Below are 14,076 nucleotides of genomic sequence, written 5' to 3'. Positions count from 1 at the left end.
ATTCGGTCCAAGACTACATAATATCGTTATGAATAGATTCCGTGCATTACGGCATCGTAATGCTCTTCGATTTCCTGTGTGCACTTGCACGATTTGCGCTTCAAAGCGCTCTTGTCTTTTATGATGAACAATCCGCGCCTGGTGACGATAATGCCCTCATTGCGCAATTGACCGATAATGCGCGTTACAAAAGTCCTGCCGACTCCAAGCATTTCCGATAACTGATCGTGCGTCATCTCAAACTGATCGGTGCCGGTTCGTTCTGCCGCTGATAGCAGCCATTTAGCAGTTCGCTGCGTTATCGTATGGGTCGCGTTACACGCGGCTGTTTGAAATACCTGAGCCATCAGGCAATCGGAATAGCGCGCAAACCAGTGCCGAAGCGAAATGGAATCCAGCTTCAACTGTTCGAGTGCAGCCGTTTTGATCCTGACAAAGCTTCCCGAATTACGGACGATGGCGGTGGCATAGGCGGGTAAACTCCCGTTCGACACAATACCTCCCACAGCCCCTTCCCTTCCGATCAACGCAATCTCGACAGCGCTGTTATCTTCGTCGACCCAGCGCTGAAAACTCGCCAACGCGGATCCGCACGGAAACCAGGTGTGAACAACATCATCTCCGGCCTTCTGCAAAACAGCTTCCGCCTCAAGTTCGTAGAAGACCGTATGGGGCAGCAGCTTTTGCCGGTCTTCCTCATTGAGCATCATCAGAAGCAGATTGCCCGACATCTCGTGGGTCGATGTTAAATTCATACAGTCGAGTTCCTCTTTTCGCGGCCGTTGTGTCCAATAGTGGACGGACGATCCTTTCAGTCTATGTTACTTTTAGACGTAATTACCGTAACCCTTTGAAAAGATGGGTTTGTTTGTGTGCTTCATCGTTGATACTACAATCTCAACAGATATTTTCGTTTGTCAGCGGTCGCAACGTCTTACCGTTTTCAGCTCTCAGATAGTTTAGCAATCCTGCAAAAGGTGCGCTCACGAACGGTTAAGTCCGGGAAAGTTCTGCCGCAATGAATGTGTCCGAACCTGTCAATCTCACCAATTGCGATCGCGAACCAATCCATATTCCAGGATCGATCCAACCGCACGGCGCAATGCTCGTTATGGATCAGTCTGGCCAAAATCTCCTTTTTGCTTCGGCTAATATTCCATGCATAACGGGCTATGGAGGGGATTTGATCCCTGGTACCGCCATTTCTTTTATTGTTGGCGAGAAAAATGCCCATGATTTCCGTAACGCCGCCGCCAAGGCGAGAGAGCCGGGCTTATCGTCTGTGGTGCTTGGGCTTCGTTTTCCAGGCAAATCCACGCTTTTTGACGCTGTGATCCATACACATATGGGAAGGACTTTCGTCGAAATAGAACCCTGCGCGGATCGAGGACAAAGTGCTCGTCAGGCACTCGATCTCACACGTAGCGTCATCCATCGCATTGGTCGCGAGGAAACGGTAGAGAGGGTCGCTGCAACAGGCGCGCGCCTCGTCAGGGCCATGCTGGGTTACGACCGCGTGATGGTGTATCAATTTCTCCATAACGGAGCAGGTCGCGTCATCGCAGAGGCAAAGTCACCGACACTTGGCAGCTTCATGGGACAGCATTTTCCTGCATCTGATATCCCCCTGCAGGCCCGGCGCCTCTATCTCGTCAATACAATCAGGATGATTTCCGACACATCCTATCAGCCGATCGTACTTTGTCCCTCACTGGCGGCAGACGAACCTGCTGTCGACATGTCCTTTGCACAGTTGCGTAGTGTTTCCCCGATCCATTGTCAGTACCTGCAGAATATGGGTGTCTCCGCTTCTCTGTCGATTTCGATTGTCGTTGATGGTGAATTATGGGGCCTGATTTCCTGTCATCACGACAGCCCGAAAGTCACCCCTCTTCCCCTGCGCATAGGCGCTGAACTGTTCGGGCAGTATTTTTCGCTGCATATCGCCGATTGTGACAGACGAAAAACATTGCAGATCACCGCAGACGCAAGAACCAAGCTCGACGCTATTGTATCGCAACTGAGTATCGGTGACGAAATTCGAGACAGTCTGGGGGAACAACTCAGCCGGTTTTCCGAACTCGTTGCGGGCAACGGAGCTGCATTGTGGATGAACGGGCAGTGGCTTCAAAGTGGCGATACGCTCAACGAACATCAAACGCGCCAACTGCTCAAAGTCGCAGGTGATGAATCTCCACGCGAACTTTGGGCGAGCCAGGAAATCAGGGCCCACCTGACCGACTATACCGGAAGTGTTGCAGGCATGCTCGCAATTCCACTTTCCATGGCGTTCAGTGATTATCTTGTTCTGTTCCGCAATGAAGAGGCCCACGCCATCGAATGGGCGGGCGAACCGGTGAAAACCACCGTCGAAACACCTTTCGGTTCCAGATTAACGCCCAGAGGCAGCTTCGATACCTGGCGGGAAGAAGTTCGCGGGCGTTCAACCCCCTGGACCACTACCGATCTCTCAGTAGCGCAGTCGATTGGCACTTACTTACGCGACGTCATCCTTCGGCAAAATGAACTGTCTGAACAGGAAAGAGCAAAAACCGAACAGCGACGTCGGGTGTTGAACGCCGAACTCAATCATCGTGTTAAGAATATTCTTTCTCTGGTGAAATCAATTGCGTTGCAGACAGGAGCCAACGCTGCAAATGTTGCTGACTACGCCCAAACGCTTGAAGGGCGATTACGCGCGCTCGCATCGGCACACGACCAGTCTTTGGACGGTGAAAACGGCGGTTCGCTAGCAGATCTGCTCAAAACTGAGGTCAATCTTTATAGCGATGCACCAGGTCGCATAACTCTGGAAGGTCCACCGGTCTATCTCGATCAACGAGCATTTGGCGTAATCGCCATGGTCTTTCACGAGATGATGACAAATGCTGCAAAGTACGGCGCGCTTTCGGTTCCGGAAGGACGCCTGAAGATCAGCTGGAAACTGGAAGTCTCCGGTGATTGCGAAGTATTCTGGAACGAAACCAACGGGCCATCCGTTACATGGCCGTCACGAACAGGTTTCGGTAGCAAGCTGATTAGAAATTCTTTCGAGTACGACCTCCGGGGAAAAGTCAAAATCGAATACCACCGGGATGGGCTTCAGGCGCAGTTTTCTGTTCCATCTGTATATGTGACGCAATTAAACGACGAGTTGATCACGGCAGATATTCCAAAAGACGTTGTCGAGAAAACCCACATCAATGGAATGAAGATTCTGGTTGTCGAAGATCAGAGCCTGATCGCCCTTGATATGGAAAACACCCTACGAAAATTGGGCGCCGAACATATTAATCTTGCCTCCAGTGCACCAGAGGCATTTGAGATGATTGAAAGAACCAAACCCAACCTTGCAATTCTCGATTTTAATCTGGGAGACCGTACTTCGGAGAATATCGCCGAACTGCTTCTAAAGCTGAAAATCCCGTTTCTTTTTACGACAGGCTATAGTGACAGGGTGCTCATCCCCGAAAATCTTCGCGACATAACCATCGTGCGCAAGCCCATAAGCGATTCTGCAATCGCAGCGGCCATCAACGCCGCTCTCGGATAGAGTATTCTAACAGTTTGACGAGATAGAGGGAATTGGGAGACGATCATCGCCGACTGCCAACCCTACCCATAGATTACCGATCAAAACTGAAAGGGTGGCTACGAAAGTATGAGCCACCCTGTTTGCTTCGGTCGTCATTGAGCCATCTGTATCCTCGCAGTGGCACTTGTGGCTATCAGAGTCGCTCCAGCTATTGCAGCCACAGCCGAGAACAGCAGACTGCCCGCAGCTCCTTGCAGATCAACAAGCACCCCGCCGAGAACCGCACCGCTTGATATCGCGATTTGAAATGTCGTCAACATCAATGCGCCTGCGCTTTCCGCTTCATCTCCCGCAGCGCGTGTCGTGAAACTTTGTGCGCTGACCGGCACCGCTCCAAACGCTACCCCCCAGACCACTGTTGCCACGATGGCCACAACGGGCACGGAGCCGAAAACGAAAAGCACAATCGTTGCCAGTGACAAGCCGGCGGCCGCGATCGCCAAAGACATTCGGGTGCTTCGCTCAGACATAAATCCGCCAAGCAAGTTCCCAAAGAAACCACCGATGCCAAATGCAAGCAATATTCCCGAAATCGAGTCGATGCCGAACTGCGGGACATTCTCCAGAAATGGCCGGATATATGTAAAGCTGGCAAAGTGGGCGGCAACGACGAAAAGAAGAGTGGTAAGGCCGACACGAATAATAGGGCGGCGTAACACCGCCACCAGTGTACGAATGCTGGCATCACCCGAAGAAGGCAGCGACGGCACTGTCAAAAGCTGTACGATGAAGGTTACGGCTCCGATAGCCGCTGCAACAAAAAAGGCATAGCGCCATCCGAATGTCGCCCCGACCCAGGCCCCCAAAGGCGCTGCGCATACCGTAGCCACCGAAACGCCTGTCATGATCACAGCCATAGCTCTCGGCAGAATCCTACTGGGCGCAAGCCTCATCGCCAATGCAACGGACATCGCCCAGAAGCCGCCCAGTCCCACGCCTAAAAGAATTCTGGCCGCGTAAAGAGCAGTCAAACTGTTTGCGAAAGCCGACAAGAGACTGGACAGGATGAGTGCGAAAGTGAGACTTAAAAGAACATAGCGCCGGTCGAAGCGCTTCGTCCCAATAACGATGCCCGGTCCAGCGAATGCAGCGACAATCGCGGTCATTGTCATTGACTGGCCGGCTGCGCCCACACTCACACCAAGGTCGGCAGAAATCGGCGTGAGCAGACTAACCGGTAAAAACTCAGCCGTTACGAGCCCGAAAACGCCAAGAGAGAGCGAAATAATAGCAGGCCACACCGCCTCCTCAATCCCGTCCCGGGATTCATTTCGCGAGTTTATCTTCATGTCCATGGCGAACTCCATTTCCTAAGTTAGACAGAAAATAGGAGTGACGCTTCGTTGTTTCTATGATAGTAAATCCGAATAACATGACAATTCGTCCAAATCTGCCGAGACCACGATGATCGATCCACTTACGGAGATTCTGCGCGGCATAAGACTTGACGGCGTTGAATATGGCCGCTGCCAGCCATGTGCTCCATGGGCAACCCTGTTCCCATCCGGTGAGCCGGCGCGGTTCCACTTTCTTGTCTCGGGTTCAGCCTGGATTCAATCGCCGGACGGCGATTGGCATGAGTTGAGGCCCGGCGATGCCGTCCTCCTCCCGCGCGGAGACGAACATGTGATTGCCAGCAGTCCCGGCATCACACCCGTACCGATCAGCGATTTTCCAAGTAAAAGCGTAGACGGCATCGTCAATGTCGAATGCCCCAACGCCGACGCTCGAAATCTGCTTTTCTTTGCCGTTATGAAATTCAATCTGGACAGGTTCCATCCTCTTCTTCAACTGATGCCGGGGTTTATTCGAGCAAACGACTTTGCAATCAAAGAACCTTCCATTCCGTCTCTACTTGAAAGCATGTCGCGAGAAGCCGAGATGAACCGCGTTGGAGCGTGTGGGATTCTGGCGCGGCTGGCCGACGTCCTGACAGCAACGATGATACGCAGCTGGGTCGAGCATGGATGCGGTGAGGCAACAGGCTGGCTTGCCGCATTGCGCAATCATGAAGTGGGTCGAGTACTTGCGGCAGTTCATCTTGACCCTGCTCGCCACTGGTCGGTTGAGGAACTGGCACGTATCATGGGCGCGTCACGGTCGAGTTTTGCCCAGCGATTTCTTGATATCGTGGGGGAAACCCCTGCCCGTTATGTGGCGCGCACGCGGATGCAACAGGCCCACCAGTGGCTACGTGAAGGCCAGCGCGTCGCCTCCATCGCCAACAAACTTGGTTATGACTCCGAAGCCTCCTTCAGCCGTGCTTACAAGAGAATAATTGGCACGCCTCCAAGTTTTCACCGCCTCGCTTCAAGAGCGTGATGAAATCATAAAGTGGGTTCGAGTTATTCTTGGATAACGACCCCAGAAATTCGGCCAAAACCTACGTGAAAAATAAAAGCCCAGGAGAGTTGCGGTCAACTGTCCTGGGCCAACATTGCCTTCAATATTGTTACACCAGATCAACCGGTTGGCGCGTCGGCCGAAATCACGCCCTTATCCTTCAGGCGCACCCAAAGGGAAGCTGGAATCTCCTGCTCGAACCAATCGACATTTGCCTTCATCTGTTCGCCATTGCGAGCACCCGAAACGACCGTGACCACAGCCGGATGCAATGCGGGAAAGGCCAGCGCAGCCGCTTGCATGGTAATGCCTTCGGATTCGCATGCCGCTTGAATCTCATCGACGCGGCCAAGGAGATCGCTCGGCGCTTCAGCATAGTTGAACTTTCGATTGCCTGCCAGAAGACCCGAATTAAAAGCACCCGCCACGACGATACCAACGCCTGCACGGTGGCAACGGTCGAGAAGATCAAGGCTTTCCTGCTCAAGCAAGGTATAGCGGCCAGCTAGCATGGAGACATCGATGTCAAATTCCTGCATCGCATCGGATACGACCTGCCATTCGTTGACCCCCAAACCGACGGCCTTTACCAAACCTGCAGACCGCAGTTCTCCAAGCGCCTTGAATCCGCCGCCCTTGGTCAGCTGGTCCCAATAGTGTTGATGACGATCGCCGTGGGTGGCGCGACCAATGTCATGAATGTACAGAACGTCAGGAGCAAACACACCAATGCGCTGGCGGCTTGCTTCCAAGGAACGCATGATCGCATCGTAACTGTAATCATAAGTCGGCCGGAATGGCAGCGGCTCCACATAAGCGTCTTCTTCTGGCCCGACAGTTTCGTCCGGCACCATGATACGTCCAACTTTCGTGCTGAGCACATACTCGTCGCGCTTGTGCTCCGTGACCATGGTGCCGAGGCGACGCTCTGAACGCGTATAGCCATAAAATGGCGCTGTATCGAAATAACGGATACCAGCATCCCAAGCCGCATCGAAAGCACTCAGAGATTCCTGATAACTCGTCACTCGATAGAGATTACCCATCTGGGCACAGCCGAGACCCATTAGCGTGAACGAGACGTCACGATTGCGCAACTTGCGTTTGTCTGAAACCTTCATGATGAGCCGATTCCCAATCTAACCGAAAAGAGCGCGCGGATATGTTCCGCGCGCCAGCCTTAACTTAGTAAAGAACGTTCTTCGCTTCCGGCTTGTCGACATTGTCCTTTGTGACAACAACGACGCCAGTATCGATTGTCTTTTCGACCTTTTCCTTTTTGAGTAGCTTCAGCAGCGTCGCAACGCCTATATCGCCCATCTGGTAGGAGCCCTGAACAACAGTTGCAGCGAGCGTGCCATCCTTGACGAATTCCTGCAAATCCTGGTTTCCGTCGAAACCGATTGCAGTAACCTTGCCCGCCTTGCCTGCCTGCTTGATCGCCCGGCCCATGCCGATTGCGGTCGGCTCATTCGCTCCAAAAATGCCCTTCAGGTCGCTGTTGGCAGCAAGAACATCGGTCGTCTGGTTAAGCGCAGTGGCCATCTGCGACTGTGAGTAGTACGGTCCGACGATTTCCAGTTTCGAATTAGCCTTTATGTAGTCGGTAAAACCGCCCACACGACCGATTTCGGACCCAGCTCCAGCAACATAAGACATAACCGCAATTTTGCCGGTGGTTCCGACCTTGTCGATCAGAGCCTTAGCGGCGAGTTCGCCAGCCTTTTTATTGTCCGTTGACAAGAAGGACTGATAGTATTTCTCGGCACCGTCGGCGAGTTGGCTGTCGATGATGACAACCGGGATGCGCGCTTCCCAAGCCTTTTTCACAGCTGGCACGAGCGCATCAGGATCGGAAGGTGCAAGGAGTATGGCGTCGACTTTGCGGTTGACCGCATTTTCGACCATATTGACCTGATCGGCGATAGCCGACTCCGATGCAGGCCCCTGGAAAGTCATCGTGTGCTCGCCCTTTGCGTCGGCAATGGCAGCATCAGCACCCTTTTGAACGTTCTGCCAGAAGGTCGAATTGACCGTCTTGACGATAACAGCAATTTCACCAGCCGAAGCAGTGGACAAACCACCAAAGACCATGACCGAAGCGAGAAGCGCAGTTTTGAATTTACCCATTTTTTCCTCCAACTAACCGAACCCGACCGGAGCTCGAAACGGGGGAAGGCCCTACCCTTCCCGTCCTCCTCTTCAGCGGCGATTGCGCAGTTGGTCGATCCAAACGGTGACCAGAATGACAAGGCCGATGATGATTTGCTGAGTGAAGGCGGACACGCCATTCATGTTCAAACCGTTGCGCAGAATCCCGATGACGAACGCACCAATAAAGGTTCCGGAGATCGTGCCTACGCCGCCGATTAATGAGGTCCCGCCGATGACGGCACTGGCGATGGCATCAAGTTCATACATGACGCCCTCATTCGGCTGTGCCGTAACCAGTCGCGACATCAACACACAGCCGGTCAATCCTGCGAGCGTGCCTGAGATCAGGTAGGTATAGATGGTAATCCGCGAAACATTGACGCCCGACAGACGCGCTGCAACAGCGTTGGAGCCAATGGCATAGATATGTCGGCCGAACACGGTCCGATTGAGAACATATGCAGCAACGACTGCAATTAAAATCATCAGGACAACGGGATAGGGGATGCCCGGAAAGGTAACGACCGGAAATCCCTGTTCATCGATAGACTCGAACCGAAAAAGCGAACCATTACCCAAAACACCGAAGCTTTCTCCCAGTCCCGAAACTGCGCGGGCGCCGGTTATCTGCAACGCAACACCGCGGGCAATCAGCATCATGCCGAGCGTGGCGATAAAGGGAGGCAACTTCAACTTTGTGACGACGAGCCCGTTGATAAGTCCACAAAGCGATCCAGTCAGAATACCGAGCAGCATTGATATCCAAATGGGCAGCTGTAATTCCTTGACAGCCAGCGCGGCGACAACGCCAGCGAGCGCGAGTACCGACCCAACAGACAGATCGATACCGCCGGTGATGATGACATAGGTCGCACCGATGCCAAGCAATGCAATCGATGTAACCTGAAGCGCAATTGTCATCCCATTGCCGACGGTGAAGAAAGCGCTGCTCGTTGCGGAGAAGATCGCAGCCAACACGACAAGACTGCCGAGTGCGGCAAACTTCTGAATAATATCCTTTTGCCGCTCGCTGAGACGTCGCCCTTTCCCTGCCGGGACTTGTGGCTGCTCTTCCGATTTGTCGCTGGTTACGTCCGCCATGCTGATTATCCTTATTCGCCGCGCCGACCACTGCCGGACGCGTAATGCATGATCTCTTCCTGATTGGTGTCTCGCGTCGTGAGCGTCGCAGCGATGCGCCCGCCATGAAAGACGGCGATGCGATCAGACATCCCAAGCACTTCCGGCAATTCAGAACTGATCAAAACGACCGCGATACCACGCGCCGCAAGCTCGTCCATGATCTGATAGATTGCGAATTTCGCGCCAACGTCGATGCCACGGGTGGGCTCGTCGAAGAACATGACTCGCGGCTCACGAAACAGCCATTTGCCGATGATAATCTTCTGCTGATTGCCACCAGACAGAAGGCGAACCGGCTGATTGAGGCTCGGCGTCTTGATGTTCAGAAGATCAACATAATGCTGACTCGCGTCCCGCTGCTGCTTGCGGTCAATGACGCCGAGACTGTTACTGACCGCCTGCAGGCGCGCCATTACCAGATTGGCATCGACGGGCATCGCGATGGCCAGACCTTGAGCCTTGCGATCTTCAGACAGGTAAGCGATGCCTGCATCGATCCCGCTGCGTGGATCTGATATCTTCAATTCTCTGCCGTCGAGCATAATCGTGCCCGCATCAAGCGGATCAGCACCGAAAATTGCCCGCGCTACTTCCGTTCGTCCCGCGCCCATAAGTCCGGCAAAGCCGAGGATCTCACCGCGACGAACATCAAAGCTTATGTTTTCGAAAACATCGCGCCTTGTCAGGCCTTTCACCGAGAAAATGACATCGTCAGCAGGCCGACGGGTCGGCTCGGGAAACTTGTCCTCCAAAGAGCGCCCAACCATTCGCGCAACGATTTCATCGACGGTGAGGTCAGCAAAATCATCGGTCGAGACATATCGCCCATCGCGCAAAACCGTAACGCGATCAACAATTTCCTGCATCTCATCCAGCCGGTGCGAGATATAAATAATGCCGGTGCCCTGGCTTTTCAGGTCACGGATCACCTTGAAGAGAAGCTGCGCCTCCTGTTCAGTCAGAGACGAGGTCGGCTCGTCCATAATCAGCACATTTGCGTTCAGGGAAAGCGCCTTCGCGATTTCCACCATCTGACATTGGGCGACCGAAAGCGTTCGCACCTGCACATTCGGATCGATACTTACTCCGAGCCGGTCCAAACAACGCTTGGCATCTGCGATCAACTTCTTTCGATCGACCAGAAAGCCCCGCCGGGGTTCCCGTGCGAGATAGATATTCTCCGCAACGCTCAGGTGCGGTACGAGATTCAGTTCCTGATGAATGATAGCGATACCAGCCGCTTCCGACTCCAGCGTCGAAGCGAACCGGACCAGCGCGCCCTTGTAGGTGATCGAACCTGAATTTGGCTGATATACACCGCTGATGATTTTCATCAGCGTCGATTTACCAGCGCCATTTTCTCCACAGACAGCATGAACTTCACCGGCGCGCAGATCGAAACTAACGCCCGAAAGAGCTTTCACTCCGGGAAATTCTTTTGATACGTCGTCGAGTTTCAACAGCGCAGGAGCCGTTTCAGATGGCTTCTTTGCAGAAAGACCCCTCATCGCGCTCCTCCTCCTAAAGCTCTGTCAAAAGTTGCCACTTGATGGGGGAAAATAGAAATTTGGTCAAGCCGCTTTCTCGAAATTTCTTATGAACTGGGATAGAATGTGAAAAATGGCATTGAAAATAATCGCTCGCAGCAATTTTGGTCTTACCACATGCTTGAAACCAGACGTGTCTATCAGCAGATAGCGGATCAGATCCGCGAACTCATCGTTGCAAGTTCATTGACATCCGGATCAAGGCTGCCGGCTGAACGTGATCTTGCGCAGCAACTGGGGATTTCCCGTCCATCGCTTCGCGAAGCGCTGATTGCGCTCGAAATTGAAGGCGTCATCGAAATTCGGTCTGGATCTGGCATCTATGTGCTGGCTCCCGCCGACACAGATGTGAACGATCAGTCATTGGGTGAAAGCCCTGTTGAATTAATGCAGGCGCGAGTTTTGATCGAATGTGGTTTGATCGCGCAATGTGCGGCACAAATCAGCGAGCAAGCATTAACAGAATTGGAAAGCGTTCTTGAAGCAATGACGCTAGAAATCGAAGCCAATCGAAAGCCTGTCGAACACGATAGACAATTTCATATTGGGCTCGCATCGGTGGTGGGAAACAGCGTTCTGACCAATATGGTGATCAAGCTCTTCGATGAAAGACACAGCCCGATCTCCGAACGGATGCGACGGGATACGGAGAGCCCGAATACGTGGCGATCAGCGGTTGAAGAGCATCATGCCATCTTAATTGCGTTACGGGCGAAAGACCCCTTTGCGGCGCAAGTCGCTATGCATGCACACCTCACTGCATCCGAGCGCCGATGGGTTGAAGAATAGCATCGAACTACTCTTGAGCGGTCGGGCGCATAGACTTCAGCCTACCATACTGTCGGGGATGCCTTTTAAAAGGCTGCACACGTCGAAGAAGGCGACAAAGTACCGCTAGGCGACCGCCAGACCGGCCTGTCCTTATGCACAGACGGAATTTGATTGCCCATCAGAATTCGCATGTTGTGGCTCCGGTCGAAGTGCTCCAGAACAATTGCAAATGTGACATGTCAGTTTTAAATTGACATGTCAGTTTGATGACTGTTAGTTTCATATTATAGACTTTAAGTCCGCTATATGAACAAGGAGGAGCCGTGGTCACGCAACCGCCCGGGGATATCGACCCTGAAACATTGCGTCGGATGCCCTATCAAAAGCCGCAGCCAATAGAAATGCTGCCAGATTTGGTGGTGCCCAACGCCATTCCAACTGACGAACGCATCTGGGTTCCGCAATCCGAGAATGTCTGGTTCAGGCCTTTGTGCCTCAACCGGTCAGCCGGTTACTGGATGAACCTTTTGAAAGTTCGTAAGTCCGGCGTGCTCAGCCGCCATCGTCACCCCGGCCCGGTTCACGCGCTGGTGCTCAAAGGAAGCTGGCGCTATCTGGAACATGACTGGATCGCCACCGAAGGGTCCTATGCCTTCGAACCACCGGGCGAAATCCATACCCTTGTCGTCGATGAAGGCGTGGAAGAAATGATCACCTATTTCCAGGTCAACGGTTGCATGTATTACGTCGATCCCTGGGGTAATAATAACGGCTACGAAGACGTCTTCACCAAGATCGATATGTGCCGCAAGCATTATGAAGAAATCGGCCTAGGCGCCGATTATGTCGATCAGTTTATCCGCTAATCCAAAGGGCGGCCCGTATTAAGGAAAATGCAAAAGGCAGGTCTACGTCCTGCCTTTTGCAACAGTTATCGCGCGCCAAAAATTCTCTCAACCCGTCAAAGAGTATTCATCATGACCTATGCCCCCGACCTTTTTTCAGGGAAACTGGCGCTTGTCACCGGAGCCACAACCGGCATCGGAGCCGGCATCGCGACAGGACTTGCCAAGCTCGGTGCAAGTGTTGTCGCCGTCGGTCTTGGTAGCGACCAGTCAAAGCCGGAAGCAGGCCTCGACATCAGCTATCATGAACTGGATGTTTGCGATGCGAATGGCGTGCAGGCGCTGATCGACGGTCTCGACCAACTTGACATGGTGGTCAATTGCGCGGGCGTCATCCGGCGACATGAGGAACACGAACTCGACGTGTTTGAAAAAGTACTCGCCATCAATCTCACCGGAACGATGCGTGTCTGTACTGCGGCGCGCGGCAAACTTGCCGCCAGCAAGGGCGCCATCGTCAACACCGCCTCCATGCTGTCCTTCTTTGGCGGCGGACTGGTCCCCGCCTACAGCGCCAGCAAGGGTGGCGTGGCTCAGCTCACAAAGTCGCTGGCTTTCGCCTATGCCCCCGATGACATCCGGGTGAATGCTGTCGCTCCGGGCTGGATAGCCACTCCGTTGACGCAGGCTTTGCAGGACGATCCCACACGCTCTGCTCCGATCCTCGACCGCACCCCGATGAAGCGTTGGGGCAAGCCCGAGGATATTGCTGGTGCTGTTGCGTTTCTTTGCAGCCCTGCAGCGGCTTTTGTCACCGGGATTGTCATGCCAGTCGATGGCGGCTACCTGATAGCCTGACCATGATCCGGCGGACCGCCAAAAACAGGGAGGACATATCCTGACGACACAGGAAAAAGTATCTGGCACCGCCGCGTTCTCCCGTTTCATGCAGGTCTTGCAGACCGTCAGCGACCAGCAACAACCGTTGACGACGGCCAAGCTTGCAGCGTTGGTCACATTGCCCCGCCCAACGGTTTACCGCATCGTCGCCGCGCTCAAAGCAGAAGGAATGCTGACGGAAGCCCGTGGATCAGGCGCCTTGTTGCTCGGCCCACGGCTTATCAGCCTTGCCGCACGCAGCTGGGAGCGTTCGGATTTGAGACAAGCGGCGGAATTACCGCTGGTGCGGCTGCGCGACGCCATTGATGAGACGATCCATCTAGCGATCCGCAGCGGCAATGAAATGATCTATATCGACAAGCTGGAAAGCAACCGGACCGTCAGGATGATGTCTCGGGTCGGCACGAGGGTTCCGTTTCACTCCAGCTCTGTTGGCAAAGCCTGGCTTGCAGCGCTCGACCCGGCGGAAACCCAGACCATCCTCGATACACTTCCCTTGCCTCCCAGAACGCACCATACGATTAGCGGACGCAAGGATTTCGCCCGCGAAATCGAAGCAACGCGGGAGCGGGGCTTTTCGCTTGATCTGCAAGAAAATGAGGACGATATCTGTTGCTACGGTCGCGCTGTTGTTGATCGGGACGGGCTGGTTCTGGGCTGTATCAGTGTCAGCATGCCGCGATATAGGTTCGAAGAGAGCCCGGCGGAGCCAATTCTCAAGGCGATGGCGGATTGTGTCCGCGACATCGCCTGTGAGTTTAATAAATTTAACGACTGA

Annotated in this window: 12 protein-coding genes; 6 read left to right on the top strand and 6 right to left on the bottom strand. The window is 53.6% G+C overall.

The window, feature by feature from the left end; translation table 11 throughout:
- Nucleotides 1-26 precede the first annotated feature (26 nt).
- A complete protein-coding gene (locus FGI60_RS06890) occupies nt 27-755 on the bottom strand; it encodes a Crp/Fnr family transcriptional regulator (RefSeq protein ID WP_078340013.1) in 729 nt (242 codons plus the stop codon).
- Between the two features lie 263 nt (nt 756-1,018).
- On the opposite strand from FGI60_RS06890, the gene FGI60_RS06885 reads away from it, so the two are divergent.
- Nucleotides 1,019-3,553, top strand: a complete 2,535-nt coding sequence (locus tag FGI60_RS06885) for an HWE histidine kinase domain-containing protein (protein ID WP_138784515.1) — start codon at nt 1,019-1,021, stop codon at nt 3,551-3,553.
- Nucleotides 3,554-3,687: 134 nt separating this feature from the next.
- Here the strand turns inward: FGI60_RS06885 and FGI60_RS06880 are convergent, their stop codons facing one another.
- A complete protein-coding gene (locus FGI60_RS06880; RefSeq protein ID WP_138784514.1) occupies nt 3,688-4,890 on the bottom strand; it encodes an MFS transporter in 1,203 nt (400 codons plus the stop codon).
- A gap of 109 nt (nt 4,891-4,999) precedes the next feature.
- On the opposite strand from FGI60_RS06880, the gene FGI60_RS06875 reads away from it, so the two are divergent.
- Nucleotides 5,000-5,917 (top strand): AraC family transcriptional regulator, encoded by a 918-nt coding sequence (locus tag FGI60_RS06875; protein ID WP_138784513.1) that lies wholly within the window; start codon nt 5,000-5,002, stop codon nt 5,915-5,917.
- A 140-nt stretch (nt 5,918-6,057) separates the two neighbouring features.
- Here the strand turns inward: FGI60_RS06875 and FGI60_RS06870 are convergent, their stop codons facing one another.
- From FGI60_RS06870 to FGI60_RS06855, 4 genes are all read right to left on the bottom strand, one after another.
- Nucleotides 6,058-7,059, bottom strand: coding sequence for an aldo/keto reductase (locus tag FGI60_RS06870; protein WP_138784512.1), 1,002 nt, complete (start codon nt 7,057-7,059; stop codon nt 6,058-6,060).
- 64 nt (nt 7,060-7,123) lie between these two features.
- A complete protein-coding gene (locus FGI60_RS06865) occupies nt 7,124-8,068 on the bottom strand; it encodes an ABC transporter substrate-binding protein (protein ID WP_138784511.1) in 945 nt (314 codons plus the stop codon).
- A 72-nt stretch (nt 8,069-8,140) separates the two neighbouring features.
- A complete protein-coding gene (locus tag FGI60_RS06860; protein ID WP_138784510.1) occupies nt 8,141-9,193 on the bottom strand; it encodes an ABC transporter permease in 1,053 nt (350 codons plus the stop codon).
- 11 nt (nt 9,194-9,204) lie between these two features.
- Nucleotides 9,205-10,743 carry a sugar ABC transporter ATP-binding protein gene (locus FGI60_RS06855; RefSeq protein ID WP_138784509.1) on the bottom strand — a complete coding sequence of 513 codons (1,539 nt, stop codon included), beginning with the start codon at nt 10,741-10,743 and terminating at the stop codon, nt 9,205-9,207.
- Between the two features lie 156 nt (nt 10,744-10,899).
- Here FGI60_RS06855 and FGI60_RS06850 point away from each other — a divergent pair, with 156 nt between their 5' ends.
- The 4 genes from FGI60_RS06850 to FGI60_RS06835 all read left to right on the top strand — a co-directional run bounded on the left by FGI60_RS06850 (nt 10,900) and on the right by FGI60_RS06835 (nt 14,076).
- Nucleotides 10,900-11,571, top strand: a complete 672-nt coding sequence (locus FGI60_RS06850) for a FadR/GntR family transcriptional regulator (protein ID WP_138784654.1) — start codon at nt 10,900-10,902, stop codon at nt 11,569-11,571.
- 353 nt (nt 11,572-11,924) lie between these two features.
- Complete coding sequence (locus FGI60_RS06845) at nt 11,925-12,419, top strand: 2,4'-dihydroxyacetophenone dioxygenase family protein (RefSeq protein ID WP_138784653.1); 495 nt, start codon at nt 11,925-11,927, stop codon at nt 12,417-12,419.
- Nucleotides 12,420-12,530: 111 nt separating this feature from the next.
- Nucleotides 12,531-13,256, top strand: a complete 726-nt coding sequence (locus tag FGI60_RS06840; RefSeq protein ID WP_138784508.1) for an SDR family NAD(P)-dependent oxidoreductase — start codon at nt 12,531-12,533, stop codon at nt 13,254-13,256.
- Between the two features lie 88 nt (nt 13,257-13,344).
- Nucleotides 13,345-14,076 carry an IclR family transcriptional regulator gene (locus FGI60_RS06835; protein ID WP_138784507.1) on the top strand — a complete coding sequence of 244 codons (732 nt, stop codon included), beginning with the start codon at nt 13,345-13,347 and terminating at the stop codon, nt 14,074-14,076.

It is taken from the genome of Brucella haematophila, assembly GCF_005938105.1.
Classification (GTDB): domain Bacteria; phylum Pseudomonadota; class Alphaproteobacteria; order Rhizobiales; family Rhizobiaceae; genus Brucella; species Brucella haematophila.
The sequence above is the reverse complement of the archived record's forward strand: the minus strand, read 5'-3'. Positions and strand labels throughout refer to the sequence as shown.

Bases quoted from the DNA above. Each gene is read 5' to 3' on its own strand.
- FGI60_RS06890 (WP_078340013.1), bottom strand. From the start codon at position 755: ATGAATTTAACATCGACCCACGAGATGTCGGGCAATCTGCTTCTGATG.
- FGI60_RS06885 (WP_138784515.1), top strand. From the start codon at position 1,019: ATGAATGTGTCCGAACCTGTCAATCTCACCAATTGCGATCGCGAACCA.
- FGI60_RS06880 (WP_138784514.1), bottom strand. From the start codon at position 4,890: ATGGACATGAAGATAAACTCGCGAAATGAATCCCGGGACGGGATTGAG.
- FGI60_RS06875 (WP_138784513.1), top strand. From the start codon at position 5,000: ATGATCGATCCACTTACGGAGATTCTGCGCGGCATAAGACTTGACGGC.
- FGI60_RS06870 (WP_138784512.1), bottom strand. From the start codon at position 7,059: ATGAAGGTTTCAGACAAACGCAAGTTGCGCAATCGTGACGTCTCGTTC.
- FGI60_RS06865 (WP_138784511.1), bottom strand. From the start codon at position 8,068: ATGGGTAAATTCAAAACTGCGCTTCTCGCTTCGGTCATGGTCTTTGGT.
- FGI60_RS06860 (WP_138784510.1), bottom strand. From the start codon at position 9,193: ATGGCGGACGTAACCAGCGACAAATCGGAAGAGCAGCCACAAGTCCCG.
- FGI60_RS06855 (WP_138784509.1), bottom strand. From the start codon at position 10,743: ATGAGGGGTCTTTCTGCAAAGAAGCCATCTGAAACGGCTCCTGCGCTG.
- FGI60_RS06850 (WP_138784654.1), top strand. From the start codon at position 10,900: ATGCTTGAAACCAGACGTGTCTATCAGCAGATAGCGGATCAGATCCGC.
- FGI60_RS06845 (WP_138784653.1), top strand. From the start codon at position 11,925: ATGCCCTATCAAAAGCCGCAGCCAATAGAAATGCTGCCAGATTTGGTG.
- FGI60_RS06840 (WP_138784508.1), top strand. From the start codon at position 12,531: ATGACCTATGCCCCCGACCTTTTTTCAGGGAAACTGGCGCTTGTCACC.
- FGI60_RS06835 (WP_138784507.1), top strand. From the start codon at position 13,345: ATGCAGGTCTTGCAGACCGTCAGCGACCAGCAACAACCGTTGACGACG.